The sequence below is a fragment of the Pseudomonas sp. GW456-12-10-14-LB2 genome (assembly GCF_002884345.1).
Classification (GTDB): domain Bacteria; phylum Pseudomonadota; class Gammaproteobacteria; order Pseudomonadales; family Pseudomonadaceae; genus Aquipseudomonas; species Aquipseudomonas paraglycinae.
In genome coordinates this window covers 81,515-106,447 of record NZ_POHV01000008.1, presented here as the reverse complement: position 1 = coordinate 106,447, position 24,933 = coordinate 81,515, and the positions used below count along the sequence as shown (strand labels likewise).

Genomic DNA, 24,933 nt, shown 5'->3' with positions numbered 1-24,933 from the left:
CCTTACCGACTTTGCAGAACCTGTGAAAGCGCGGCGGCGGGATGGACATTCACTGTAACAAAGACGTCCATCTCGTCAGTGTGTCGGCATAGAGACCACCTATGAGCTGGATTGTTAAACCGTATTTCCTTAATCTTGCCCCCCTCGATACGCTGCACCCAACTTTTTACAGGACTGTCGAGCTCATGCCTTCCCCAAGGTTATCCACAGTCCTTTTTTATTCCCGCCGGCAGTCCGGCGTCCGGCCAGGTGTCTTGGCCGGTCAACAGGAGCAGGTTCATGTCTGAAGTCCGTCATTCGCGAGTGATCATCCTCGGTTCCGGCCCTGCCGGTTACAGCGCTGCCGTCTACGCTGCCCGTGCCAACCTCAAGCCGCTGCTGATCACCGGCATGCAGGCCGGCGGTCAACTGACCACCACCACCGAAGTCGACAACTGGCCGGGCGACGTCCACGGTCTGACCGGCCCGGTGCTGATGGAGCGCATGCGCGAGCACGCCGAGCGTTTTGAAACCGAGATCGTTTTCGATCACATCAACGCTGTGGACTTCGCTTCCAAGCCATACAGCCTGACCGGCGACAGCGGCACCTACACCTGCGACGCGCTGATCATCGCCACTGGCGCCAGCGCTCGTTACCTGGGCCTGCCGTCGGAAGAAGCGTTCATGGGCAAAGGCGTTTCGGCCTGCGCGACCTGCGACGGTTTCTTCTATCGCAACAAGCCGGTGGCCGTGGTCGGTGGCGGTAATACCGCTGTCGAAGAAGCCCTGTACCTGGCCAACATCGCCAGCAAGGTCACCCTGATCCACCGTCGCGAAACCTTCCGCGCCGAGAAGATCCTGATCGACAAGCTCAACGCCCGTGTGGCCGAAGGCAAGATCGAGCTGAAACTGAACGCGAACCTGGACGAAGTGCTGGGCGACAACATGGGCGTGACCGGCGCGCGTCTGAAGAACAACGACGGCAGCTTCGACGAAATCAAGGTCGACGGCGTGTTCATCGCGATCGGCCACACCCCGAACACCTCGCTGTTCGAAGGTCAGCTGGAGCTGAAGGACGGCTACCTCGTGGTTCAGGGCGGCCGTGAAGGCAACGCCACCGCGACCAGCGTCGAAGGCATCTTCGCTGCCGGCGACGTGGCCGACCACGTTTACCGTCAGGCCATCACCTCGGCCGGCGCCGGCTGCATGGCGGCACTGGACACCGAGCGTTACCTGGACGATCTGCAGAACGTTTCGTTCTAAGAACGCAGACACAAAAAAACCGGCCAATTGGCCGGTTTTTTCATGCCCATTATTCACAGGCACCACGACAATGATCGTTCCCACGCTCTGCGTGGGAATGCCTCATCTGGACGCTCTGCGTCCTTGGGACGCTCCGCGTCCCCGGCTGCATTCCCACGCGGAGCGTGGGAACGATCTGACAGGGATAGTGTTGTGTCGGGATTCAGCGGCGGGTCAGCGGTTGCGCTTCGAATTTCACGCCCGCCAGACCGTGCTGGATCAGCGCACGGATATTGCCGTGATCGCTGCCTTCAGGCGTTGCCACGACCGAGCGGTAGTGTTCGCCGAACGCCAGCAGCGCTTCTTCGTCGCTCAAGCCTTCCAGCAGCGCCAGACCCAAAGTCTTGCACGAACCTTCGTTCTGCCCGGCCGCGTTTTCCACGCCGCCGTTGTTGAACGCCTGAGGCTGGTAGTCGTAACCGGCGGCGATGAAGGACAGGGTGTCGGCAAAAACGTGTTCGCCGCTCTTGAGGCTGGCGCGCAGTGTGTTCAGATCACTCATTGGGTTTTCCTTTGGCGAACGCCGCTTGCTGTTCGGCGCTGGCTTCTTGCTGATATTGGGCTTTCCAGTCGGCGTACGGCATGCCGTAAACCACTTCACGGGCATCGTCGAGGCTGACCTCGATCTGGCGCTCGTCGGCCTCGGCCTTGTACCACTTGGACAGGCAGTTGCGGCAGAACCCGGCGAGGTTCATCAGGTCGATGTTCTGCACGTCCTTGCGGCTGTCCAGGTGGGCGACCAGCCGGCGGAAGGCGGCGGCTTCGAGTTCGAGGCGTTGTTGCTCGGTCATGATGGGCTCTGTGCAGTCAAATCGTGGCGCTGATGATAAAAGTCTGACGCCCGTAGCGCCAGACACGTTCAGCGGCTGGCGGCAAGGGTGATCGACACCGACTCGGCAAAACGCAAGGCATGCGGCTTGTCGACTTCGACTTCGGCGTACAGCACCGATTCGTTGGCCATCACCAGATCCAGCAGCTCCTGGGTCAGGCGTTCGAGCAGCGCGAAACGGTTGCCTTCCACATGCGCGATGATCGCCTTGGTGATGGTGCGGTAGTTCAGCGCGTGGTCGATGTCGTTGTCTCGCACCGCTTCCTGCGCGGCGTACAGGATGGTCAGGTTGATCAGCACATCCTGCTTGTTGAGGATTTCGTCCTCGTTGATCCCGATGAAGGTGCGCAGGCGCAGATCCTTGACCCGGATGCGCGCCATTCCCGGTTGAAGTTGTGGCATTTACTTGCTCCGTCCAATCAATTGCAGGAACTCCTGGCGGGTGTTGCTCGACTCGCGGAAGGCGCCGAGCATGACCGAGGTGTTCATGGTCGAATTCTGTTTCTCGACACCGCGCATCATCATGCACATGTGCCGGGCTTCTATGACCACCGCGACACCGGCGGCATCGGTGACTTGCCGGACCGCCTCGGCGATCTGGCGGGTGAGGTTTTCCTGGATCTGCAGGCGGCGGGCGAACATGTCCACCAGCCGCGCGATCTTCGACAGCCCCAGCACCTTGCCCGTCGGAATATAAGCCACATGGGCCTTGCCGATGAAGGGCAGCAGGTGATGTTCGCACAACGAGTACAGCTCGATGTCGGCGACGATGATCATCTCGTCGGTGTCGGAGGCAAACAGCGCGCCATTGACGATCTCGTCGACGCTCTGTTCGTAGCCGTGACACAGGTACTGCATGGCCTTGGCCGCCCGCACCGGCGTGTCGAGCAGTCCTTCGCGGTCAGGGTTTTCACCGAGACCGATCAGGATCTCGCGGTAATTCTCGGGCAGGGAACGGGTCATGGAGCATCCTCGCGGGGCGTATTACTTGACGTGCCGCCCGCCGTTGACGGTCAGGGTCGTGCCGGTGACATACGGGTTGTCGAGCAGATAGCGCAGGCTCTGATAAATCACTTCGCTGCCGGGTTCGATGCCCAGCGCGGACTTGGCCAGCGCCTTGGCGCGGTACGCCGCGTCGTCGTCGGGATTGAACAATAGCAGGGCTGGCGCGATGCCGTTGACCTTGATTGACGGCGCGTAGCGCGCGGCGAAGGACAGCGTGAGACTGTCGAGCCCGGCCTTGCTGGCGCAATAGCCGATGTGTTTGCTGCTGCCCTTGCGGGTGACGTCATCGCTGATGTGGATGATGTCGGCAGGACTCGAACGTTGCAGCAGTTCGGCGCAATGCAGGTTGATCAGGTACGGCGCCAGCATGTGGATGTTGAACATCCGGCTAAAGGCTTCGGCTTCGCCGTCACCGATTTCCGCCAGCCATTCCGAGGCGTTGTGCACGATGGCGCGCAGGCTGTCGGTGTGGGTCTTCAGTTCGGTGATGAACGCGAGGATCGAGGCTTCACTGGAAAAGTCCGCGTGCAGCCCGAGGGCGCCCAGATCCCGCAATGCCTTCACACCCGGCCGTTCGCTGCGGTAGGTGAAGATCACCCGATGACCGTCTTCCAGCAGACGCTGCGCGCAATGCAGGCCGACCCGCTGGCCGGCGCCGGTGATGAGGATGGGAGCTGTGTGAGAAGTCATGTACGGCTCGCGTCGAAGTCAGAGCAAAAACTATAACAGCGACGCGAGCGACGGCTTCAGCGATTTTGCGTGGAGGGTGCGGCAGGCAGCGGGCGTGCAGGCGCCGGGTTGAGCCAGCCGGCCAGCAGGCGGGTCGACAGCGGAATGAAGAAGTAGACCATCAACGGGGTCAGGCAGAGCGTGCTGATGAAGACCCTCGTCAACAGGCTCATTTCCGCGAGCAGCGGGCCCAGCACGAAATTGAACAGCAGCGACACCGGGAAGAACGCCAGCCAGATCGCCACCGCTTGCTTCCAGCGAGGAGGACGTGCGCCAGCTGCACCGAACCAGCCTTCGATTCCGCTGACCCGATGTTCCGTCGGGTGAGCAAACAGATCGCTGCCACGAGCCAGCCAGGCGGTGCGCGATGCCGAGTGTTCCCAGGCGTGCAGGGTCTGTTCGTCAACGAAGCGGAAGATGATCTGGAATTCATCGTCGCCGGGAGGCGGGGCCAGTACGCCGGAGCCGAGATAACCGGGGAAGTCGGTGGCCAGTTGTTCGCCTTCTCGCAGCCAGGCGATCAGATCCTGATAACGACCATTGGCGACACGACGCGCGACCATCAGCGTGACGGGGGAAGTAGACATTGTGTATCTCCGTATTGCATTTGCGTCGCTCCGGGTAGGAGTTTCGCCTGACGCAGCGCCGGGGTAGAGGGCTGCGTTTTTCGACAAGCAAGGATTATTCCTGATTATCGTGACAAAACCAGAGACTTTCGTCTCATTTTGTCGGTTGAACCGGGGAGGGGCATCCGGAGTAGAATGGGATCCAACTTCGCCAACAAGGACGTGTCCGCCCAAATGCCTGTCATTACAGACGTTCGCCCTGCTTCGCAGGCATCTGTTGCGCTGGAGCGCGAGGAGCTTTTCCCGATTCGCGAAGTGTCGCGCGTGACCGGCGTGAACCCGGTCACGTTGCGCGCCTGGGAGCGTCGGTATGGTTTGATCGAGCCGACACGCACCGAAAGTGGGCATCGTTTGTATTCCATGACCGATATCGAGCGCGTTCGCAGCATCGTCGACTGGATCGATCGGGGTGTCGCCGTGAGCAAGATCGGCAGGATCCTCGCCAAGACCGAGCCGATGAAGGTGCTGGCCCACTTAATTCCCGATGACCTGGTGCAGGCTGACTACCTCCAGTGGCAGGAACAGGTCCGGCAGGCAGTCAGCTCGTTCGACGATCAGTTGCTCGACCGGGTCTACGGACAGATTTTCTCCTCCTATGCCTTGCCCGTAGTGTTTCAGGACATCCTGATGCCGCTGTGGCTGCAAATGCTCCAGCGTCAGGACGCGTTCGGGCAGACCAGCGAGTGGCTGTTCTTCGATGGTTTTCTGCGAGCGAAGGTGCTGCAGCGCATCGTCGTGCTGCGCGGCTCGCAACCGCGCAAGGTGATCGTCAGCGCGCTGGCCGGTCAATGTCGTGAGCTTGAATTGCTGGTGGCGGCGCTGTTTCTCAGCGGCAATGACGCGGGCGTTCGTGTGCTCACCACCGGTCAGCCGTTCGATGAGCTGACGCTGGTGTGCGAAAAGACCAGGCCCCAGGCTCTGGTGCTGTTTTCCAATCATGCGCCGACCGCAGAGCTGCCGCGACGTCTGAATCGTCTGGCCTTGAGTCTGGATTGTCAGTTGATGCTGGCAGGCGATGCTGCCGATCTGGCGCAGGACAGCCTGGCCGGATCATCGGTTGGCTGTCTGGGCAACGAAGGGGCGACCATGCGCCAGCGCATGAATCAGTTCCTGGCAGGGACGCTGGATACCTGAGAGTCAGGTGTGCAGGGCAGGGTGGGTCAGGCGATGCTGTTGCAGGATGAACTGGCGCAGACGCTCGGTTTCGTCGGCATCGCTCTGGCTTAGCTCGTAAGCATAAAAGCCGTTTTCGGTTTCCCGCTCGAACGTCCCGCGCAGGGAAATCCGCTCGTAGCCCGACGGGCTGAACCACAACGCAAAATGCTTCGGCGGTTTGGTCTTGTTGCGCACTTCCAGCAGCACACCTTTGTGCGAAACCTCATGCACCCACAACGTACCGGGCTGGCCCTTGGCATTTTCCAGTGCCACGGGTTCTTCCAGAGTCAGGCGCCATGGGCGCACCATCGGCCCGTCTTCATAGATGCTTGGTACGCCCAGGCGCAGGTGCAGAGCGTGGAACTCGTCTTCCACCAGATGCAGCGGGAAAGTCATCTGCTGATTTTCGAAGTTGGCCTGGATGGTGACTTGCTCATGGGCCGCCAGACGCGTGAGCAGATCACGGATCTGCGAACCACCATTGACCAGCAGGCTCGACGTCGCATCCCGCACATTCAGTTGCGGGTTGTGTTGCATGGTCTGGATGAAATCCAGCTCATCCTGGGTCAGGAGGGCGTCACGCTGCATGGCTAACTCGAAATGAATAATTACAAAGTCTTTGGTGATTGTAGTTAATGACAATTAGTTCGCGGTTTTGTTTGCGCCGTTCGTCGCTTTCAGTTCTGCGAGTTCGGCTTCCAGCGCCGCAACCCGGGCTTCCAGTTGCACAACCCGCTGCTGGGCCTTGACCTGAACGGTGACGTCTTTTTGCACGCCCACGAAATAGGTCATTCCGTCATCGGCATTTTTAATCGTGGACAGGGACAGCTCGTTCCAGAACGGCGTGCCATCCTTGCGATAATTACGCAGGATTTCCCGGCATGAGCCGCCTTCTCTCAAAACCTCGCGAATTACCCCGAGACTGGCCTGGTCGCGATCCCCAGCCTGCAGGAAGCGACAGTCCTGATAGAGAATTTCTTCGCGGGTGTAGCCGGTCATTTTTTCGAAAGCCGGGTTCACGTAGATCAGGATGTTGTCCTGATCGCCTTCCTTTTCTGCCACCACGATCCCTTCGTTCGACGCGTTGATCACCATTTGCAGCAGACTGGCATTGATCATGTATGAAGCCTTACAAGGATTTCGGTGGCAGGCATTCTAGAAGATCGACCGGCGCTGTCTACTGGCCATCAGCGCTTATCGAGAGCCAATCGCAACAGAGCGCCGCTGGCTGTTACTATCGCCGCTCTTTTTTTCAGTTTCAGGATCAGATTGATGAAAGTCGCCATCCTCTCCGGCTCCGTGTACGGCACGGCCGAAGAAGTCGCTCGCCACGCTCAGAACCTGTTGAACGCCGCCGGTTTTGAAACCTTCTACAACGCCCGCGCCAGCCTTGCCGATCTCCAGGCGTTTGGCCCTGAAGCCTTGCTCGGCGTGACTTCGACCACCGGTATGGGTGAGCTGCCGGACAACCTGCAACCGTTGTATTCGGCGATTCGCGACCAATTGCCGGCGGCCTGGCGTGGTTTGCCTGGCGCGGTGATCGCCTTGGGTGACGCCAGTTACGGCGACACGTTCTGCGGCGGCGGCGAGCAATTGCGCGAGTTGTTCGGCGAACTGGGTGTGCGCGAAGTACAGGACATGCTGCGCATCGACGCCAGCGAAAGCGTTACCCCGGAAACCGACGCCGAGCCTTGGCTGGAACAGTTGATCGCCACGCTCAAGGGCTGATCCCGCGTTCACGCAACAGCGCCAGCCAGGCCTGTGCAGCCTTCGACAGATAGGCGCCCCGGCGCCAGATGAAAGCGATGTCCCAGCGCAAGTAATCCGGCGCGTTCAAGGTCAGGCGAACCACGCCTGGCCGCACCAGTCCGCGCGCCACCACGCTGGGCAGCAACACCACGCCTTGCCCGGCGGCGACCAGCGCCGCGAGAAAATCCGCCTGCCCGCTGCGCCCGCCTTCCTTCGGCGTGAAGCCCATCTGCTGGCACGCCTGAAGCAAACGATCGTTGAGCACGAAACTGCGCTGATACAGCAGGAACGGCGTATCGGCCAGTTCCTCCAGACCGATTTCACCTTTTGTAGCCAGTGGGTGATCCACCGGTAGCAGCGCATCGAGCGGTTCATCGCAGAACGGCTGAAAGTCGAACTGCGGATCTTTCGGCAGCAGGCTGCCGCCCAACTCCAGCTCCCCGCTGAGCACCGCCTGTTCGATATTGCGACTGCCGCCTTCAAGCAACTGCACGCTGATGTTCGGGTAACGCCGTCGGTATTCGGCGAACAGCCCGGCAAACAATGCATCGCTACCGAGCAATGGCAGCCCGAGACGTAGCTCGCCGCGTGCCAGATGGCTGAGATCATCCAGTTCGCTGAGCAATTCATTGCGCAACCGCAGCATGCCTTCTGCCCGTTGCAGCACCACGCTGCCGGCGGCGGTCAGGCGTATTTGCGAACCCAGCCGTTCGAGCAATGGGGTGCCGAGGCTCTGTTCGAGCTGGGCGATCTGCTTGCTCACGGCGGACTGACTGATGTGCAGGGTCTTCGCGGCTTGGGTGAAGCCGCCTTGGTGCATCACTTCGACGAAGCTTTTGAGCTGTTTGAATTCCATGGCCTGATTCCATATTGGAATGGCTTTGAGTCTAACAATTCGCTTCGGAGATGGCAGTCGGGTTCGTAAAATAGGCACCTGAAAGGAGCCCACCGATGAAAGCCTCGACCGTTAAATACTTCTCCCGCCTGCTGTCCGAACTGGCCGTCCTGCTTGCTCTCTACCTGCTCGGCTGCCAGATCGCAGCGTGGCTGGCCTGGCCGATTCCCGGCGGCGTGATCGGCATGGCCCTGTTGCTGCTGGGCTTTGCGCTTGGCTGGGTCAAACCGGCGGCGCTGCAAATGGGCGCAGGCTTGTTGATGGCGGAGATGCTGCTGTTCTTCATTCCGGCGCTGATGAGCCTGCTGGATTACGGCGCATTGCTGCGTGACGACGGCTGGCGGATTCTGCTGGTGATCGCCGCCAGTACGCTGATGGTGATGCTGGTGACCGCGTTCACCGTGGAGCTGGCCGTGCGCCTGAGGCGGTCCCATGAAGCTTGAGCTGATGCCGATGTTCTGGCTGGCATTCACGTTGCTGGCTTATCTGTTCAGTCGCTGGCTGTATCGCCGGACCGGGCGCTACTTGCTGTCGCCCCTGATTTTGGTCCCTGCGTTGCTGCTGGCGCTTGCCGTGCCGCTGCACACCGCTTACGCCGAATATTCGAGTAACACCCATTGGCTGATGCTGGTGCTCGGGCCGGTCACCGTGGCGTTTGCGGTGCCGATCTGGCAGCAGCGGCGTTTGTTGGCGCGGCATTGGTCGGCGTTGCTGCTGGGCATGCTGGCCGGCAGCGCCGCGTCGATCGGCACTTCGTTCGGCCTCGCGAAAGCACTGGCGCTGGACAGTTCGGTGACGCTGTCGCTGGTGCCGCGTTCGATCACCACACCGTTCGCCATGCCGCTGGCGCAGGACCTGGGTGGCGTGCCGGAGCTGACAGCGGTGTTCGTGATGTTCACCGGAGTGTTCGGTGCCATGCTCGGCGGTGTGCTGCTCAAGTGGCTGCCGCTGCGCAGCGCCCTGGCGCGCGGGGCATTGTTCGGCGTCGGTGCGCACGGTGCCGGGGTCAGCCGGGCCCATGAAGTGGGCGGCGAGGAAGGTTCGGTGGCGGGGTTGGTGATGGTGCTGACGGGGTTGCTCAATCTGTTCGCCGCGCCTTTGTTGGCGTCGTTGCTTTGACATGGATCCAAGCTGTTTGCGTGGCTGACTCGTTCAGTCATCAAGCTGGCTGCCAATGCAACTACGCGGCCGTCCATGGCTGACTAGACTGCTGACACACGCAAAAACAATAAGAACGCAGAGGTGCATACAGTGAGCGTAGCCCCCGTCCCTTCGTCCGTGAACGTCAAAGACCAGGTCAGTGCCGCGGAATGGCAGACCCGGGTCGATCTGGCCGCCTGTTATCGTCTGGTTGCGCTGCATGGCTGGGACGATCTGATCTTCACCCACATTTCCGCCAAGGTGCCCGGCACCGAAGATTTCCTGATCAACCCGTTCGGCCTGATGTTCCATGAGATCACCGCCTCGAGTCTGGTGAAGGTCGACCAGGCCGGCAACAAACTCATGGACAGCCCTTACGAGATCAATCCCGCCGGTTACACGATCCACAGCGCCGTGCACGAAGTGCGGCACGACGTGGCCTGCGTGCTGCACACCCACACCGCTTCCGGTGTCGCGGTGTCGGCGCAGAAGCAGGGCGTGTTGCCGATCAGTCAGCAATCGCTGTTCGTGCTGTCGAGCCTGGCCTTTCATGCCTATGAAGGTGTGGCCCTGAACCATGAAGAGAAAGCGCGGTTGCAGGCGGATCTCGGTGACTGCAATTTCCTGATGCTGCACAACCATGGTCTGCTGACCTGTGGCGGCACCATCGCCGACACGTTCCTGATGATGTTCACCTTCCAGCGCGCCTGCGACATTCAGGTCATGGCGCAGACCGGCGGTGCCGAACTGATCGCCATCGAACCGCAGATTCTGGCAGGCGCCAAGGCGATGATCGCCGGCGTCACCAAAAGTGCTCAAGGCATGGGTGGCGCGCTGGCCTGGCCGGCGCTGCTGCGCAAACTCGATAAACAAGACCCGGGGTATAAACTCTAATGCCTCTCGCCGAGATCCCTCTGAGTGCCTGGCGCAAACGCAGCCAGACTTTTGTCTTCCATGGTCAGCCGATCCGCTACTGGACGGCCGGGCAGGGCGAACCGCTGCTGCTGATCCATGGCTTTCCGACGGCCAGTTGGGACTGGCATTACCTGTGGCAACCGCTGTCCCAGCGCTACCGGGTGATTGCCTGCGACATGCTCGGCTTCGGCGACTCGGCCAAACCCCTGAATCACACTTACAGCCTGCTGGAGCAGGCCGATCTGCAACAGGCTTTGCTGGCGCATCTGCAGGTCGAACAATCGGTGCACATTCTGGCCCACGACTACGGCGACAGCGTTGCCCAGGAACTGCTGGCCCGGCATTACGAAGACCTGATCGAGGTCGCCAGTTGCGTGTTCCTCAACGGCGGTCTGTTCCCGGAAACCCATCGGCCGCTGCTGACGCAAAAACTGTTGCTCAGCCCGTTGGGCTGGATGATCGGCCGGGCGTTTACCCGCGATGCGCTGGTAAAAAGTTTCCGGCAGATCTTCGGCCCGGACACCCGGCCCAGCGAAAGCGAGATGGATGATTTCTGGAGCCTGATCGAATGCAATCGCGGGCCGCGAGTCATGCACAAGCTGATCCACTACATTCCCGAGCGCAGGGTCCAGCGTGATCGCTGGGTCGCAGCGATGCAGCGCGGCGAGGTGCCGTTGCGGGTGATCGATGGCGAGGTCGATCCGATTTCCGGCGCGCACATGGTCGAGCGTTATCGCGAGCTGATTCCCGACGCGGACACCGTGCTGTTGCCGGGCATCGGCCACTACCCGCAAACCGAAGCGCCGGTGCAGGTGCTCAAGCACTACCTCGAATTTCGCGATCACTTCGTGTTGCCGCCGCGTAAGGTGGCGTGTTCCTGAGTTCGTGCCGCAGGCGCCGGGCGCCGCGGCACGTTTTCATCATCCCCCAGCCTTATCGCGCACCATTCAGCCCCAGCCGTGTTCGTTGTGACCGAACGCGTCGTGCCTGACACTCGGGGACACTGTCCCTCAGGTCTGCTGGAGTTGCCCCGATGAATGAGTCTGTGCGTTTCGAAGATAAAGTCGTGATCGTCACCGGAGCCGGTGGTGGCCTGGGACGCGCTCACGCTTTGCTGTTCGCCAAACAGGGCGCCAAAGTGCTGGTCAACGACCTCGGCGGTTCAACCCAGGGCGAAGGCGCAAACGCTTCGGCTGCCGACCGCGTGGTAGCGGAAATCCGTGAGGCCGGCGGCATCGCCGAAGCCAACCATGACTCGGTCACCGACGGCGACAAACTGGTGCAGAACGCGCTCGATGTGTTCGGCCACGTCGATGTGGTGGTGAACAACGCCGGGATCCTGCGTGACAAGACCTTCCACAAAATGGAAGACGCCGACTGGGATCTGGTCTATCGCGTCCACGTCGAAGGCGCCTACAAAGTGACCCGTGCCGCATGGCCGCACCTGCGTGAGCAAAATTATGGGCGAGTGATCTTCACCGCATCGACCTCGGGCATCTACGGAAACTTCGGCCAGTCCAATTACGGCATGGCCAAACTCGGCCTCTACGGCCTGACCCGTACCTTGGCCATCGAAGGTCGCAAGAACAACATCCTGGTCAACGCCATCGCCCCCACCGGCGGCACGCGCATGACCGAAGGCCTGATCCCGCCGCAAGTGTTCGAACAACTCAAACCGGAGCTGGTCAGCCCGCTGGTGGTGTACCTGGCCAGCGAACAATGCCAGGAAACTTCCGGCCTGTTCGAAGTCGGCGGCGGCTGGATGGGCAAGGTGCGCTGGGAGCGCAGCCTGGGTGCCGGGTTCGATCCTCGCGTCGGGTTTTCCCCGGAAGACGTCGCGGCGCACTGGCAGCAGATCTGTGATTTCGAAGGCGCGGCGCATCCGAAGGACAACATCGAAGCGCTGAAGGAAATGATGGGGAATCTGCAGAAGTATTCGTTGTAACCTGAAGTGGCCACTAGGTGAGAGCCTGGTGGCCGATTTGCCGATCAGGTGTATCTGTTTTCGATCATGAATTTTGGTGGGGACCAGTTCGGGCCTTTGATCGCCAGGCCGTGCTCTCCGAGAGCAAGTACCCCGGCGGCGAAGAGGCGGGAGTAGGCGTTTTCGAGTGCGCCATACTCTTTGAGGATGTCACGGTTATAGAGTCTGATCATCCTGTCCAGATGTGGATTTGCTTTGATCAACGCGAACACTGCAACGATGTCATCAAGGGACTCGTTTTTTACGATTTGTTCGACAGTATTCATTTCCACATCTCCTTCAACAACCTTTGGTATTCGAGTTCCACTTGTTCTGCGTCGGCGGCCAGCGCTTCAGGTGTGTACAGCAGCGAAGCATCGTCTTTGAGTTTGAAGTCTTCCAGCGTTGCTGTGTGAACATTGTTCCACACAGGAGAGTTCGGATCAGGTCGTTCGTTATCCCCATATCCCAAGGCTCTGAATCTTTCTAGCTCTCTCAACTCATGAGTGTAGAAGCGCTTGTCTGTATCCGTTATCTCAAGCTCTCCGCTGATGATTTTTTCCAGGCGATCAATCATTACCTTATTGGCGGCCGATTCAGGAAATCTTGAGATGTGTAGTCGCACAGTGCTTGCTCCTTCTGATGTTGCAGTTACAGGGGACCATTCCAAGTCAAGAATTGGTCCACCTGTTTCCTCGGGGTTAAACGCGCGGCCACTGTGCTCGCCACCTTCAACGCCTCCCTCATAGGGACTGCTGAAAACCACATACAACGGCGACAATCCGGACTCAGTTGGAAAGACCGTGATAAACCCGCCAAACCCATACCGATCCAGCTCGGGAAACGGATCGATCCGTCCCTCGTCTGGAACAACTTCAGCACCGTCGTAGACCGGAGGATCGTTATCGGCCAGCGGCAGGTGGGTCGAGGTATCTTGTGGCTGTACCAACGGCGTCCAGGTCAGCGTGGGGCCGTTGGTGTCGCTGGCGGTGGAAACGTAGACGTTTTTACTGGCGTCGAAGCGAGCGGCTCTCACGGGAACAGGGGCGGGGACTGTCACTCCGTCCGTCGTGACTACGACGAATTCGACTTTGTCGCCGATCGTCGACGAGCCCAGCCTGACCGGCAGATCGACTGTTCCCCCGACGGCCGCCACGTGATGAAGATCTTCATTCAGATCCGGTGCGAGGTCTGACAAGGGAACGCTGGCCGAATACAGGTCGCTGTTCCCTAGTTTTGAAGGGGCGAGCAACGCCGCGAACCCGACGATCACCGGTGCGGCAGCAGTGGAGATGGCAGCCAGCGCCAAAGAAACCGCCGTTTGCAGCGAAGTTCTGAGCGCCAGAGTCGTGGCCAGGTTGTTGCCAAAAACGCCGAGCGGGCCGGTAAAGGTGGGACCCAAAGCGGCCATCGAACCCGCATTGGCAAAGAGCGGAGGTTGTCCGGTTTTGGCGTTTTCGGCTTGCCGTTGCGCCTGCTCCCTGGCGATCTTGCGTGCTTTTTTTCGCTGTTTCTTTTGTGCTTTTCTCAGCGCTTTCTGCTGCTTTTCCCGACGTGTTTTTTCAGCCAGTTGCCGGCGTTCCTCTTCGCGGCGCTGAACTTCGGCTTGCGCTTGCAGGCGTGCCTGCTCGGCGGCGACTTGTCGCGCAGCGGCTGCGGCGGCGATTTGTGCCAGCTCATCCGCCAGCCTTTGCGCCTCGAGCAGCGCTGCAACGCGCGCCTGTTCACGCGCCTGAATTTCCTGCTGTTCTTTTTGCCGACGCGCAGTTTCTGCCAGTGCTGCGAGTCGTGCCTGTTCATTGATGCGCGCCAGTTCGGCCGCCGCTCTTTGCGCTTGCTGTTCAGCCGCTATTCGCTCTTGATCATTGGCCTGCACGGCGGCCAGCCATTTTTGTACTCCGACCTGTTGCTGGTTAAGTATGGCGATGGATTGCGTCAGCAAGATCGCTTCGTGGGCGGCTCTGTACGAGGTCGCCCAAGCCTGCATGGCAAGACCACGAGGCCTGACGTTGCTATCCATGTTCTGCGCTTGTCGATAAAAAACATGGAAGTCCTTATTGAGTGGCGTCTCCCCAAAAAAATGGTTAACAAGAATATTTTTTTGATGAAGTTGAGCGGTCTTTCTAGCAATAAGTGTGTGGCGTACTCCTAGCTCTCGAGTGATTGCTTGCGCGGGAGGAAGCGGATGGGTATTGCCTTCCAGACGTGTTGCGGCGAGTTCCTGCTCAATCGATTGCACCAGTTGTTGGTTCTGAGATTGAAAGTCCTGTTCAATCTTTAGTTTGGCAGCAGTGAACTCCCGCGAACTGGCTACAACGTTATGTGGGATGCCAAACGTGCCGCTATGGGGCAGAACAGGGGATGTCCCGCGAATGATGGGAGTGTTTGGCGGTGCAATTGCTGTCGTATGGACAGCCTCTGTTAATACAAAGGGTGGAGGTTTCTGCATATTCATATCCTTTTGAATGTGCGTGTTGGCTCACTGGCAAAATGGTGCCGTTGAAAGCGGCGCCTGTGTCGCCAGCGAATGTTTGAGGTGCTTCAAGTTACAACAAAACTCTGGTTACAAAATCCGAGAGCTCCGTAAGTAATGGTGTTTCGTTTTGAAAGAGGGTTCCTGGGTTTTCAACGTTCAGGTCATATTTCTTTGGTGCAAGAGGAAATGTCCGACATTGTTTTCGAAGTTGTTCGAAAGATAGGGCGTTCGGCTTTTCAGCAGGCATAAAAAAGGCCGCTGCAAACGCAGCGGCCAAGGTAAGACGTTGGATCAAGGAGCTACAAATCAACGTCAGTGAACACCGGGGCGATGGATCGAAAAACGCTTCGATCGATCAGAAATCATTGCCAACGACTCGGTCGTGGACTTCGTGCTTACTGGCGGTCTGCCGTGAAAGCCGGCTCAGAATAAGGGCTGGCGCCTCAGGGAAAAATAGCGATTCCGGACATGCACTGTTACGGGGCATGTAACAGTGGCGCGCACCGGGGTCGTCATTATCCGTTGCGTTGATAGTGATCCATCCAGCCTGTTCATGGCGGGCGCAAAGCCTTGCTGCAGGCGGGGATTCATCCTTTTGAGCGACAGTGTGAATACCTCCTTGGTGCGCTTATCGTCCCTGCGTGGCGGCAGTAGGGTGGGGTCTTCTGTCACTCACCGGGGAAGACGCATGACAAAAACAACAATGCGCGCCATCTTCACACCGCACGCGCTTGCCGCTGCGGTGGCCTTGGGTTGCTGTGCCCAGGCGCACGCGGTCGCTTTCAATATCGGGGAAATCGAAGGCACCTTCGATTCGTCGCTGTCGGTCGGTGCGAGCTGGGGCATGCGCGATGCCGACAAGTCGCTGGTGGGGACTGTCAACGGCGGGACCGGCCAGTCTTCCACCGGTGATGACGGGCGTTTGAACTTCAAGAAGGGCGAGACCTTTTCCAAGATCTTCAAAGGCATCCACGACCTCGAACTGAAGTACGGCGACACCGGTGTGTTCGTGCGCGGCAAGTACTGGTACGACTTCGAACTCAAGGACGAAGACCGCGAGTTCAAACAGATCAGTGACAAGGGTCGCAAGGAAGGCGCGAAGTCTTCCGGCGCGCAGATTCTCGATGCGTTCGTCTATCACAACTACTCCATCGCCGACCTGCCGGGCACCGTGCGTGCCGGTAAGCAAGTAGTGAGCTGGGGCGAAAGTACCTTCATCGGCAACTCGATCAACAGCATCAACCCGATCGACGTCTCGGCGTTTCGCCGGCCAGGTGCGGAGATCAAGGAAGGGCTGATTCCGGTGAACATGCTGTTCGCCTCTCAGGGGCTCACCGACCAACTGACGGTCGAAGGCTTCTATCAACTGGAATGGGATCAGACCGTCCTCGACAACTGCGGCACCTTCTTCGGTGTCGACGTGGCGGCGGACGGTTGCAACAACGGTTACACCGTCGGCAGCCCGGCGATCGCCCCGTTGGCGCCGCTGGCGGCAGCCTTTGGCCAGCCGATCCAGGTGACCCGCGAAGGCGTGATCGTGCCCCGTGGCGGCGACCGCGATGCGCGGGATTCCGGGCAATGGGGCACGGCGTTGCGCTGGCTCGGCGATGACACCGAGTACGGCCTCTACTTCATGAACTATCACAGCCGCACGCCGACGGTTGGCACCAGCACCGCCGGCCTGTCGACCCTCGCGGCCTTGCCGGGCATGGTCGGGATCGCCAACCGGCTGGCGCCCGGCAGTGGATCGGGACTGGCGCAAAGCGTGATGCTCGGGCGTGGTCAGTACTACCTCGAATACCCGGAAGACATCCGCCTGTATGGCGCGAGTTTCTCTACCACGCTGCCGACCGGCACCGCCTGGACCGGCGAGATCAGCTATCGCCCTAACGCGCCGGTGCAGGTCAACACCAACGACCTGACCCTTGCGCTGCTCAATCCGATTGCCGGCGGTGCCGCGTCGCCGCTGCTTACCTCGCCGGGTGCTGACAACAAGGGCTACCGACGCAAGGAAGTGACCCAGATCCAGAGCACGCTGACGCACTTTTTCGATCAGGTCTGGGGCGCTCAGCGTCTGACCCTGGTCGGCGAAGCGGCGGTGGTGCGGGTTGGCGGCCTGGAGTCGCGCAGCAAGCTGCGTTACGGCCGTGACTCGGTCTACGGCCAGTACGGTTTCGGCGGTGACACCGACGGTTTCGTCACCTCCACCTCCTGGGGGTATCGCGCCCGGGCGATCCTCGATTACGCCAACGTGATCGGCGGGATCAACCTCAAGCCCAACCTGTCCTGGTCCCACGACGTCGCCGGTTATGGCCCCAACGGTCTGTTCAACGAAGGCGCCAAGGCCGTCAGCGTCGGGGTCGATGCCGACTACCGCAACACCTATACCGCGAGCCTGAGTTACACCGATTTTTTCGGCGGTGACTACAACACCCTCGAAGACCGTGACTTCGTGGCCCTGAGCTTCGGTGTGAACTTCTGATCTGCCCGAGAAGGATGAATGCAATGCGCAAGATGATTCTGCAATGCGGTGTTCTGGCCCTGAGCCTGCTGGCTGCCAATGTGATCGCGGCGGTATCGCCGGAAGAGGCCAACAAGTTAGGCACCAGCCTGACGCCGCTGGGCGCCGAGAAGGCCGGTAACGCCGACGGCTCGATTCCGGCCTGGACCGGCGGTATCCCGAAAAACGCGGGTGCGGTCGACAGCAAGGGCTTTCTGGCTGACCCGTTCGCCAGCGAAAAACCGCTGTTCACCATCACCGCCGCCAACGTCGACAAGTACAAGGACAAGCTGTCCGACGGTCAGGTGGCGATGTTTAAACGCTACCCCGAAACCTACAGAATCCCGGTCTACCCGACCCATCGCACCGTGGCCGCACCGCCGGAAATCTACGAGTCGGCCAAACGCAGCGCACTCAACGTCACCAGCATCAACGACGGCAACGGACTGGCCAATTTCACCGGTAACCGCTACTACGCGTTCCCCATTCCCAAAAATGGCGTCGAGGTGTTGTGGAACCACATCACCCGTTATCACGGCGGCAACCTGCGGCGGATCATCACGCAGGTGACCCCGCAAACCAATGGCAGCTACACGCCGATCCGCTTTGAAGAAGAGATCGCCGTGCCGCAACTGATGAAGGATCTCGATCCGGAAAAAGCCGCCAACGTTCTGACTTTCTTCAAACAGTCGGTGACAGCGCCGGCGCGTCTGGCCGGTAACGTGCTGCTGGTGCACGAGACCCTCGATCAGGTGAACGAACCTCGCCTGGCATGGATCTACAACGCCGGGCAGCGCCGGGTGCGGCGTGCGCCGCAGGTCGCCTATGACGGGCCGGGCACCGCTGCCGACGGCCTGCGCACCTCGGACAACTTCGACATGTTTTCCGGCGCGCCGGACCGCTACGACTGGAAACTGATCGGCAAGAAAGAAATGTACATTCCGTACAACAGCTACAAGCTCGACTCGCCGAGTCTCAAGTACGACGACATCGTCAAGGCGGGGCACATCAACCAGGACCTGACCCGCTATGAACTGCACCGGGTCTGGGAAGTGGTCGGCACGGTGAAACCGAACGAACGGCACATCTACGCCAAGCGCCACATGTACATCGACGAGGACAGCTGGCAGGTGGCGCTGGCCGATCACTACGACGGTCGCGGGCAGCTGTGGCGAGTGGCCGAGGGACACGCGCAGTACTACTACGATCACCAGGCCCAGGCCTACACCCTCGAAGCGCTCTACGACATCATCGCCGGCCGCTACATTGCCCTGGGGATGAAGAACGAAGAGAAGCACAGCTTCGAATTCGGCTTCGAAGCCAAGGCCGCCGACTACACCCCGTCGGCCCTGCGCGCCGAGGGCGTGAGGTAAGGGTTTCGATACATTGGCAAGGCAAAAGGCGACCATACGGTCGCCTTTTTTATGGGCGCCAATCAGCGTACTGAATACTCGTCAACAAGCACCGGGGAGAGGACTAGGGTGAGCGTACAACGATAAAAAGGCGTACCCGATGACCGCCATGACCCACGCTCCGGATCGTCCGGGATTCTTGCCCAGACTCTCGGCTCATCATCTTCCACGTCCACGTCTGACTGCATCATTGCTGGAGTCCTCGGCACGGGTCCGGCTGATCTGCGCACCGGCCGGCAGTGGCAAGAGCACGCTGTTCACCGAATGCCTGTTGCAGGCGCCCCTCGAATGCACGGTGTGCTGGCTGCCGCTGGCGGGCATGTCGATAAGTGTCGCGGCATTTTGCGAGCGACTGGCGCAGGCATTCGGGCTGGCAGCGGCGGATGAGTCGTCGTTGCTAAATGAACTGGCGCGCCGGTCCTCGCCGGTCTGGGTGTTTCTCGACGATTACTGCCGTGTTGAAGACCCGGCGCTGGATGCGCTCCTCGACCGCCTGCTGGCGCTTGCCAGCCCTGCCGTCACCTGGTGGATCGGCACCCGTCGGCGCCCGCAATGCAACTGGCCGCGCCTGCTGCTCGATGATGCCTTGTACGAGTGCGAACGCGCGGCGCTGGCGTTGAGTCGTGGCGAGATCGCGCAATTGTTGCGGCACCTTCCGCCAGCCCAGGCCGACGACGTAGCCGGGCGAATCCTCCAGCGCAGCGGTGGGTGGTGCGCCGGGGTGCGGATCCTGTTGATGCAAAAATGCGACTGGTCGCAAAAGACCTTGCCGCAGCAACGCATGGACACCTTGCTGGACTATCTGCAACACGAACTGTTCAGTGGTTTGAGCCCGGAGCTGGCAGAGGCCTGGCGGGTGTTGGCACATTTGCCGCGGTTCAACGCCAGTCTGTGCGATCACCTGTTCGGTGCCGGCGAAGGGGCGCAGTGGATGCGCACGCTGCAAACGCTCGGGTGTTTTATCGAACCCTGGCAAGGATCGCCGGACTGGTTGCAGGTGTGCGCTCCGCTATCGCGTCTGATGCGCGACGAACCCTGGTCGGCCGGACGTTCCTGGCATCGCAGGGCCTGCCAATGGTTTGCTGCCGGGCAGCATTGGAAATGCGCCTTCGAACAGGCGTTGCTGGCCGAAGAGTACGAGGTCGCGGTGAGCCTGCTGCAGCACTTCAGCTTCGAGCACCTGTTCGAGGAGCAGACTGTTGTGTTGCTACTGCGTCTCTACGAGCAGCGCGGCGAGGAGTTGCTGCTGGGTTCGGCGCAACTGGTCGGGCTGATCACGGCAGCGCTGCTGTTCGCCGGACGTTTTGCCCAGGCGGCGGATTGCATCGGGCAACTGTCGCGTTTTCTACCGCCGCCGTCGGCGGGTCAGCAACGGCAATTGATCGCCCGCTGGCAGGCTCAGCAAGGCTGGCTGTTGCATTTGCAGGGGCACATGGACGAGGCGCGCGAGCATTTCGAGCAGGCCTTGAACGATCTTTCGCCGCAGGCCTGGGCGGCGCGTCTTTTGTGCCTGTCGGGCCGCACTCAGCAGGCGTTGCTGTGCGGTGATCTGGAGCTGGCTCATTCGATCAATCGTGAAGCGCTGTGCCTGGCCCGGGCTGAGGGTTCATTGCTGTTCGAAGCGTTGCTGGAACTGGATCACGCCCAACTGCTGGAGCAACGGGGCGCGTCGGCTCGTGCCGAAGAATTGCTGGCCAATCTTTGCGACATGCTCGGCTTGTCTGTCGAGCGGCCGACGCCGTTGCTGGGCCGTATTGCCCTGCGTCGCGGGCGGTTGGCGCTGAGCATGGGACAGCAGGATCGGGCCGCCGGATTCTTTCAACAAGGGCTCGACGATTGCCTGTGCAGCTTTGACAAGCGGGTGCTTTATGGCTTTTTGGGGCAGGCGCAACTGGCCGCCGATCAGGGCGATTACCCGCAGGCGTTCATGCGTCTGCGTGATGCCGAGCGGCTCATGCAGCAGCGGCAGATTCCGGACACGGTCTATCGCGGCGTTCTGCTGCAGCTCAGCAGTGAATTCTGGCTGCAACAAGGGCGGCCAGAACTGGCTCGCGAAGCGTTGAGTCGAGTGCTCAGGCATTATCGTGGCCCGCGGGCACGGCAGGCGCCGCCGGCAACGCTGGAACTGATTCCGCGTATCGAGTGTTTGCTGATTCTGGCCGAGACCCGTTTGGGGCAGACGCAGCAGCCCGTGCTGCGATTGCAGTCTCTGCTCGAGCAGGCTCGGTCTTGCCGGATGATTGTTCTGGAAACCGAGTTGCTGCTGGCAATGAGCGAGGTGGCATCAATTCTCAATGATCGGGAATCTGCCCGGCAGTATTTCGACAAGGGCCGCATGCTGGCCTGCCAGTTCAACTTGCAGTGCCTGGTCATGAAGTTCGATGATGCCGCGACGGTTATTCGATCTGAATCATTATCCGGACATCAGTTTTCTGAAAGTGGCGAGAGTGAAAATTCATTAAGTTTGAGAGAGTCGCAAGTGTTGGGGTTGATTGCGGCGGGAAGTTCCAATAAACAAATAGCGGACAAGTTGTTCATCTCGTTGCATACCGTTAAAACTCATGTCCGGCGGATTCATGCAAAGTTGGGCGTCGAACGCCGTACGCATGCCGTGGCGCGCGCTAGAATGCTGGGTTTATGTTGTTAATCGTCATTTAATCAGTGTGTTGGTTTTTTTTAAGTTTGATCCTTTAAATGTCTTGCAAAGGATAGTGGGTGTTTTTGTTGGTTTTACTCCGGTTAAGTTGTTTGCACAGCTTGGGCGATGTTTTGTCGTCCTGTTAATGCGTGTAATAACGGAGTTTTATCATGAGCGCAGTGGAAAGTTTCTCGGCGGAAAAGCATCTGAATAAAATCAATCAGCACAGGGACGACCTGGAAGGTTTACTGGGTGCACTACCGTCGTTCAAATCGCTTTTACAGGATCTGGTGTTAAAGGAACTTCAACAGTTATCGCCGGATATCTATATCAGCAAAACGTACATTACCGCCCAGCGTCCAGGGATTGTGAATCCGCAACCGACCGGGTTGTTGATGGACGTGTTCATGCAGTGCCTGATGTCCGGTAATGCGCCCGTCTATGACGCCAGTCTGTACGGCGTCTTCGATTGGCCTGACTCCACGGATGAAGAGGACCGGATTCACGGGCTGGATGTGGTCGCCGTCGGTTCCTTGATCGGTAATGTGCTGGGGGCGCTGGCGCAGAAATACACACCTTTGCTGGCGCAATACTGGGCTGCTTCTTCGGGGAAGGACGACAAGGGGCGCGAGCTGGCTTCGCGCCGGCGTCAGCTGCAGGATGTCCATGCAGCGCTGTTCTGGCAGGAATTGGGTGCGACGGTGCAGATGCAAGGCGTTCGGCCGGAGGTAGAGGAAAGCTATGCCGTTTTTATCAAGGGCACATCTTTGACTCCGGCCTACAGTCTTTCACTGCAACTGGAAAATGGTCGATTCGCAACGCTGGCCGGCTGCTTTGTCACCTACCTCACGGGGCGCTCTATCCCCGAACTGGTTCTGGACGATGACGAATGGGTAGTGCTCTACACCTCCGTGAACGGCCTGGAAACATTCCGCACCGCCGCCTTGATGCATCAAGCGTTGCAGCAACGCCTGGGCAATGCAGAAACCCGGGCACAACTGCTCAGGAGCGTTTCACAGGAAGATGCCGAGCAGGTCGGCAGCGTTCCGGATATCCGTTACCTGAACATTCAAGGCGAAATCTTCCAGACCCTCACCGCCCAGCTTCTTGAAAAACAACAACGCGACGTTGCTTACCATCTTCGCCGGTTACAGGCGCCGGGCGGGGATCGGCCTGCTCTCGTGCGTTCGGTCGAGAGCGCCCTTCAGCAGCAGGCGGTCATCGACGCTGCCCGGGGGCGGGTCGCCAGACTACTGGCCCTGATGAACCGAAACGCCCGGCCGCAATGGTTGAAGGATGCCACCGCCAACCATCAGGAAATGTTCGCCTCTCTGGAAAAGGAACTGCTCAGGGGGCAGGTGTGCCTGCATGAGGCCATGGAAGGGGTATCTTCTTTTCAGGACTACGTGCGCGGTGCTGTCGAAACCCACATCAGCGCGGGCGATACCCGGCGAGTGGACCCTGATACTGTCTGGGTGACAGTGCAACATTCGTTGCGCATGGGCACTCGGCGTATCGAACATGTCGAGCGTAAAACCCTGACGCAGTTGTTCATGTACGGCGTGCATGACACGGCGGCTCCCTACACGATCAAGCTCGAAGCCTTTCACAACAATCCGCGACTGACGGCTTCCAGTATCGAACTCGCCATCCGCCAGTTTGATCTGCGTGTGCAATATGCCAGTGAGCGCAATCAGCGATTCGCACAGGCGCGGATCCGCGAAGCCATGCGCGAAGTCCTGGGGCAGGAAATTGCGCTCAGCCACTTCGCCGCCGTCCTGCAAAAACACATCGGCCCGCAAGCACAGAACATGGTGCAGCGGTATCTGTATGGGGACCCGGGAGTCGAAGCGTTTGGCGTTGCGTTTCGTCAGCGCTACAGGCCGTTCAGGGACATGATTGCGTTTCGTGCAAGGGGAGCTGCGCCAGACCGTCAATTACATGTGCTGTATGCGCCGGGTGCCCCGACCGGGCAGCAGTGGTACGAATTCTCCGATCTGACGGGGTTGAAGCGCCAGTTCATCTCTTGGGGATTCGAGCCACGTGATCGTGAATTCCTGACCGGTCAGGCTTTCAGCAAGGACCGCGCAGCTTTCGTGAAAGACGAGCTCTCTTATGACGAACCGGGCCCTGTGTTTCAGCCATGGTGGTGGGGCGGTGTCACCCTGGTGGAGTGGAACCGGGGGCACGAAGACGGGCCGCTGATGGGGGCCATTCATGAAATCATCGATTGGGAAATTGCCGAGGAACAGGTGGCTACTCCTGCCTGGTACAGGAGTGCGGCGGCGCGCGATCGCGAGATGCTTACCCGATTGAACACGGATTTCAGGGCGCTCTACGAACTCTCGAAAGAGGAGCTTAATATCCCCACGTTGGTTTCTTTTTCACGAGACCAGGTGATGGAACGGTTGAACAGTCATCTGCGTCGTTCTGACCCGAACCACCCGTTGATCGATCCTGATCGCGTTGATGTCAAGGTGAGAGGGCAGGACTGGATGACGCTCACCCATCTCTTCATTCAATGGCAGCTTTGGCCAGACGATGATCAGGTGGCATTCGTCTCCAGGGAGGGTTCTTCACTGGGCGGTCTGAATGCGACGGTCGTCAAATCGTTGATCGGTTTGCGGCCGGGCATGATGTATGAGTGGCATCTGGTCGACCGTTTCGCCAACGGCGCGTCGCTGGATCTCAAGGCGAAACTGTTCTGCAAGCTCAAGCAGAACGAAATGCTCAGGGCGGCATTGACCCAGAAGATGCAGGGCTCTTTGTCCGCCGAACAGTTCAACTGGCTGGCGGGACTGGTCGACGGGCTCGATCATGACCGTCCTCATGAACTGGATCCGTTCAAGCCGGGCACTACCCCGCAGGACGGTATTTACACGCTGGTTCTTGAAGGGCGACGCATCGAGGGCGCTTATACGTTTGGACGCCGGGTGGCAGGGAAACTGCAGCTGCTGGTCTATATTCCGAAGGCTCCGGATGGCATGAGTTTCCGTCCGCTGGAGTCCTTGACACTGGGGCTCAAGGACGCCGACCTGGGAAATCACGTTATTGCACTGACCAGGCTCGAACACAGGAGTGTCGTACAGAACTTTGTCATTCGCTGCCAGAACGCGTCAGGCGCTCTCCCAACCCCGGCGTTGAACAACAGTTCTGTAGTGACCCATTTCAAGTTCGAATTCGACAGCATGATTTCCCGTGTGCTCAGCGACGTTGACTATCAAACCACCACACCTGCCGAGCGTTTCTGGAACACGGTCATGGTGATCACCGAGCTTGCGGTGGATATCGTCTCGCTGTTTGTCCCGCCGGTGGGATTGGTGAACAGCATCGTGCGCATCACACGGTCGATCGTCCAGGGCATCGTTGCCTACAGCCTGGGGGATGACGAAGCCGGCAAGAACCATCTCGCCTCGGCCTGGAGAAGCTCCATTCTCCTGTATGTGGGGATTGTGGCTGGCGTTGGCGGATCTGTTTCGGCGGTGGGGCTGCTGTCGCGAGTCAAGGATATTTCCGAGATCGTATCGACCGCGACCGGGGTGCCAGTGGGCATTGGTTATGTCACCGCCGTGGCTTCTCCCTATGTGATCGCGGACAGTAAAACCCGAATCATCGGCTGA

23 protein-coding genes are annotated in these 24,933 nt (G+C 59.6%); 12 read left to right on the top strand and 11 right to left on the bottom strand.

Going from position 1 to position 24,933, the window contains the following annotated elements:
* Window positions 1-279 precede the first annotated feature (279 nt).
* A complete protein-coding gene (gene trxB / locus C1X29_RS07430; RefSeq protein WP_085746943.1) occupies window positions 280-1,242 on the top strand; it encodes a thioredoxin-disulfide reductase in 963 nt (320 codons plus the stop codon).
* A 202-nt stretch (window positions 1,243-1,444) separates the two neighbouring features.
* Here trxB and C1X29_RS07425 read toward each other — a convergent pair whose 3' ends face one another.
* The 6 genes from C1X29_RS07425 to C1X29_RS07400 form a co-directional block, all read right to left on the bottom strand.
* A complete protein-coding gene (locus C1X29_RS07425; RefSeq protein WP_011332495.1) occupies window positions 1,445-1,783 on the bottom strand; it encodes a HopJ type III effector protein in 339 nt (112 codons plus the stop codon).
* Complete coding sequence (locus C1X29_RS07420; RefSeq protein ID WP_085608092.1) at window positions 1,776-2,072, bottom strand: DUF1244 domain-containing protein; 297 nt, start codon at window positions 2,070-2,072, stop codon at window positions 1,776-1,778. The genes C1X29_RS07425 and C1X29_RS07420 overlap by 8 nt, the downstream gene beginning before the upstream one ends.
* Window positions 2,073-2,140: 68 nt before the next feature.
* Window positions 2,141-2,512 carry a dihydroneopterin triphosphate 2'-epimerase gene (folX, locus tag C1X29_RS07415; RefSeq protein WP_007957207.1) on the bottom strand — a complete coding sequence of 124 codons (372 nt, stop codon included), beginning with the start codon at window positions 2,510-2,512 and terminating at the stop codon, window positions 2,141-2,143.
* Entirely contained in the window at window positions 2,513-3,073 is a 561-nt protein-coding gene (gene folE, locus C1X29_RS07410) for a GTP cyclohydrolase I FolE (protein ID WP_085746944.1), read from the bottom strand.
* A 21-nt stretch (window positions 3,074-3,094) separates the two neighbouring features.
* The gene (folM, locus tag C1X29_RS07405) at window positions 3,095-3,805 is read right to left on the bottom strand and encodes a dihydromonapterin reductase (protein ID WP_102717156.1); all 711 of its coding nucleotides are present in this window, start codon (window positions 3,803-3,805) and stop codon (window positions 3,095-3,097) included.
* Between the two features lie 56 nt (window positions 3,806-3,861).
* A complete protein-coding gene (locus tag C1X29_RS07400) occupies window positions 3,862-4,431 on the bottom strand; it encodes an antibiotic biosynthesis monooxygenase (protein ID WP_085746946.1) in 570 nt (189 codons plus the stop codon).
* A 213-nt stretch (window positions 4,432-4,644) separates the two neighbouring features.
* Here C1X29_RS07400 and C1X29_RS07395 point away from each other — a divergent pair, with 213 nt between their 5' ends.
* Window positions 4,645-5,604 (top strand): MerR family transcriptional regulator, encoded by a 960-nt coding sequence (locus C1X29_RS07395; protein WP_102717173.1) that lies wholly within the window; start codon window positions 4,645-4,647, stop codon window positions 5,602-5,604.
* Window positions 5,605-5,607: 3 nt separating this feature from the next.
* Here C1X29_RS07395 and C1X29_RS07390 read toward each other — a convergent pair whose 3' ends face one another.
* The gene (locus C1X29_RS07390) at window positions 5,608-6,213 is read right to left on the bottom strand and encodes a hypothetical protein (protein ID WP_085608095.1); all 606 of its coding nucleotides are present in this window, start codon (window positions 6,211-6,213) and stop codon (window positions 5,608-5,610) included.
* A gap of 54 nt (window positions 6,214-6,267) precedes the next feature.
* On the bottom strand, window positions 6,268-6,744 hold the full coding sequence (locus C1X29_RS07385) for a PAS domain-containing protein (RefSeq protein ID WP_085746947.1): 477 nt from the start codon (window positions 6,742-6,744) through the stop codon (window positions 6,268-6,270).
* Window positions 6,745-6,897: 153 nt separating this feature from the next.
* On the opposite strand from C1X29_RS07385, the gene C1X29_RS07380 reads away from it, so the two are divergent.
* The gene (locus C1X29_RS07380) at window positions 6,898-7,353 is read left to right on the top strand and encodes a flavodoxin (protein WP_102717155.1); all 456 of its coding nucleotides are present in this window, start codon (window positions 6,898-6,900) and stop codon (window positions 7,351-7,353) included.
* Here the strand turns inward: C1X29_RS07380 and C1X29_RS07375 are convergent.
* A complete protein-coding gene (locus tag C1X29_RS07375) occupies window positions 7,343-8,230 on the bottom strand; it encodes a LysR family transcriptional regulator (protein WP_085746949.1) in 888 nt (295 codons plus the stop codon). The two genes, C1X29_RS07380 and C1X29_RS07375, sit on opposite strands and share 11 nt — an antisense overlap.
* Before the next feature lie 95 nt (window positions 8,231-8,325).
* Between C1X29_RS07375 and C1X29_RS07370 the strand changes: the two genes are divergently transcribed.
* The 5 genes from C1X29_RS07370 (at window position 8,326) to C1X29_RS07350 (ending at window position 12,269) form a co-directional block, all read left to right on the top strand.
* Window positions 8,326-8,712 carry a CidA/LrgA family protein gene (locus C1X29_RS07370; RefSeq protein ID WP_085746950.1) on the top strand — a complete coding sequence of 129 codons (387 nt, stop codon included), beginning with the start codon at window positions 8,326-8,328 and terminating at the stop codon, window positions 8,710-8,712.
* Window positions 8,702-9,388: an LrgB family protein gene (locus C1X29_RS07365; protein ID WP_102717154.1), complete on the top strand. Its 687-nt coding sequence runs from the start codon at window positions 8,702-8,704 to the stop codon at window positions 9,386-9,388. Before C1X29_RS07370 ends, C1X29_RS07365 begins: the two co-directional genes overlap by 11 nt.
* Window positions 9,389-9,520: 132 nt before the next feature.
* On the top strand, window positions 9,521-10,303 hold the full coding sequence (locus C1X29_RS07360; RefSeq protein WP_085746952.1) for a class II aldolase/adducin family protein: 783 nt from the start codon (window positions 9,521-9,523) through the stop codon (window positions 10,301-10,303).
* Window positions 10,303-11,205, top strand: a complete 903-nt coding sequence (locus C1X29_RS07355; protein WP_102717153.1) for an alpha/beta fold hydrolase — start codon at window positions 10,303-10,305, stop codon at window positions 11,203-11,205. Before C1X29_RS07360 ends, C1X29_RS07355 begins: the two co-directional genes overlap by 1 nt.
* Before the next feature lie 152 nt (window positions 11,206-11,357).
* Window positions 11,358-12,269: an SDR family oxidoreductase gene (locus tag C1X29_RS07350; protein ID WP_085746954.1), complete on the top strand. Its 912-nt coding sequence runs from the start codon at window positions 11,358-11,360 to the stop codon at window positions 12,267-12,269.
* Window positions 12,270-12,313: 44 nt separating this feature from the next.
* On the opposite strand, the gene C1X29_RS07345 is transcribed toward C1X29_RS07350, so the two are convergent.
* Together C1X29_RS07345 and C1X29_RS07340 are read right to left on the bottom strand one after the other, a co-directional pair.
* Window positions 12,314-12,574 (bottom strand): hypothetical protein, encoded by a 261-nt coding sequence (locus tag C1X29_RS07345; RefSeq protein ID WP_007957240.1) that lies wholly within the window; start codon window positions 12,572-12,574, stop codon window positions 12,314-12,316.
* Complete coding sequence (locus C1X29_RS07340) at window positions 12,571-14,742, bottom strand: S-type pyocin domain-containing protein (protein ID WP_256584329.1); 2,172 nt, start codon at window positions 14,740-14,742, stop codon at window positions 12,571-12,573. The genes C1X29_RS07345 and C1X29_RS07340 overlap by 4 nt, the downstream gene beginning before the upstream one ends.
* A gap of 709 nt (window positions 14,743-15,451) precedes the next feature.
* Here C1X29_RS07340 and C1X29_RS07335 point away from each other — a divergent pair.
* The 4 genes from C1X29_RS07335 (at window position 15,452) to C1X29_RS07320 (ending at window position 24,933) form a co-directional block, all read left to right on the top strand.
* A complete protein-coding gene (locus C1X29_RS07335; protein ID WP_102686885.1) occupies window positions 15,452-17,245 on the top strand; it encodes a DUF1302 domain-containing protein in 1,794 nt (597 codons plus the stop codon).
* A 23-nt stretch (window positions 17,246-17,268) separates the two neighbouring features.
* Window positions 17,269-18,636 (top strand): DUF1329 domain-containing protein, encoded by a 1,368-nt coding sequence (locus C1X29_RS07330; protein WP_102717151.1) that lies wholly within the window; start codon window positions 17,269-17,271, stop codon window positions 18,634-18,636.
* 139 nt (window positions 18,637-18,775) lie between these two features.
* Window positions 18,776-21,322 (top strand): LuxR C-terminal-related transcriptional regulator, encoded by a 2,547-nt coding sequence (locus tag C1X29_RS07325; protein WP_102717150.1) that lies wholly within the window; start codon window positions 18,776-18,778, stop codon window positions 21,320-21,322.
* 161 nt (window positions 21,323-21,483) lie between these two features.
* On the top strand, window positions 21,484-24,933 hold the full coding sequence (locus C1X29_RS07320) for a DUF6543 domain-containing protein (RefSeq protein ID WP_102717149.1): 3,450 nt from the start codon (window positions 21,484-21,486) through the stop codon (window positions 24,931-24,933).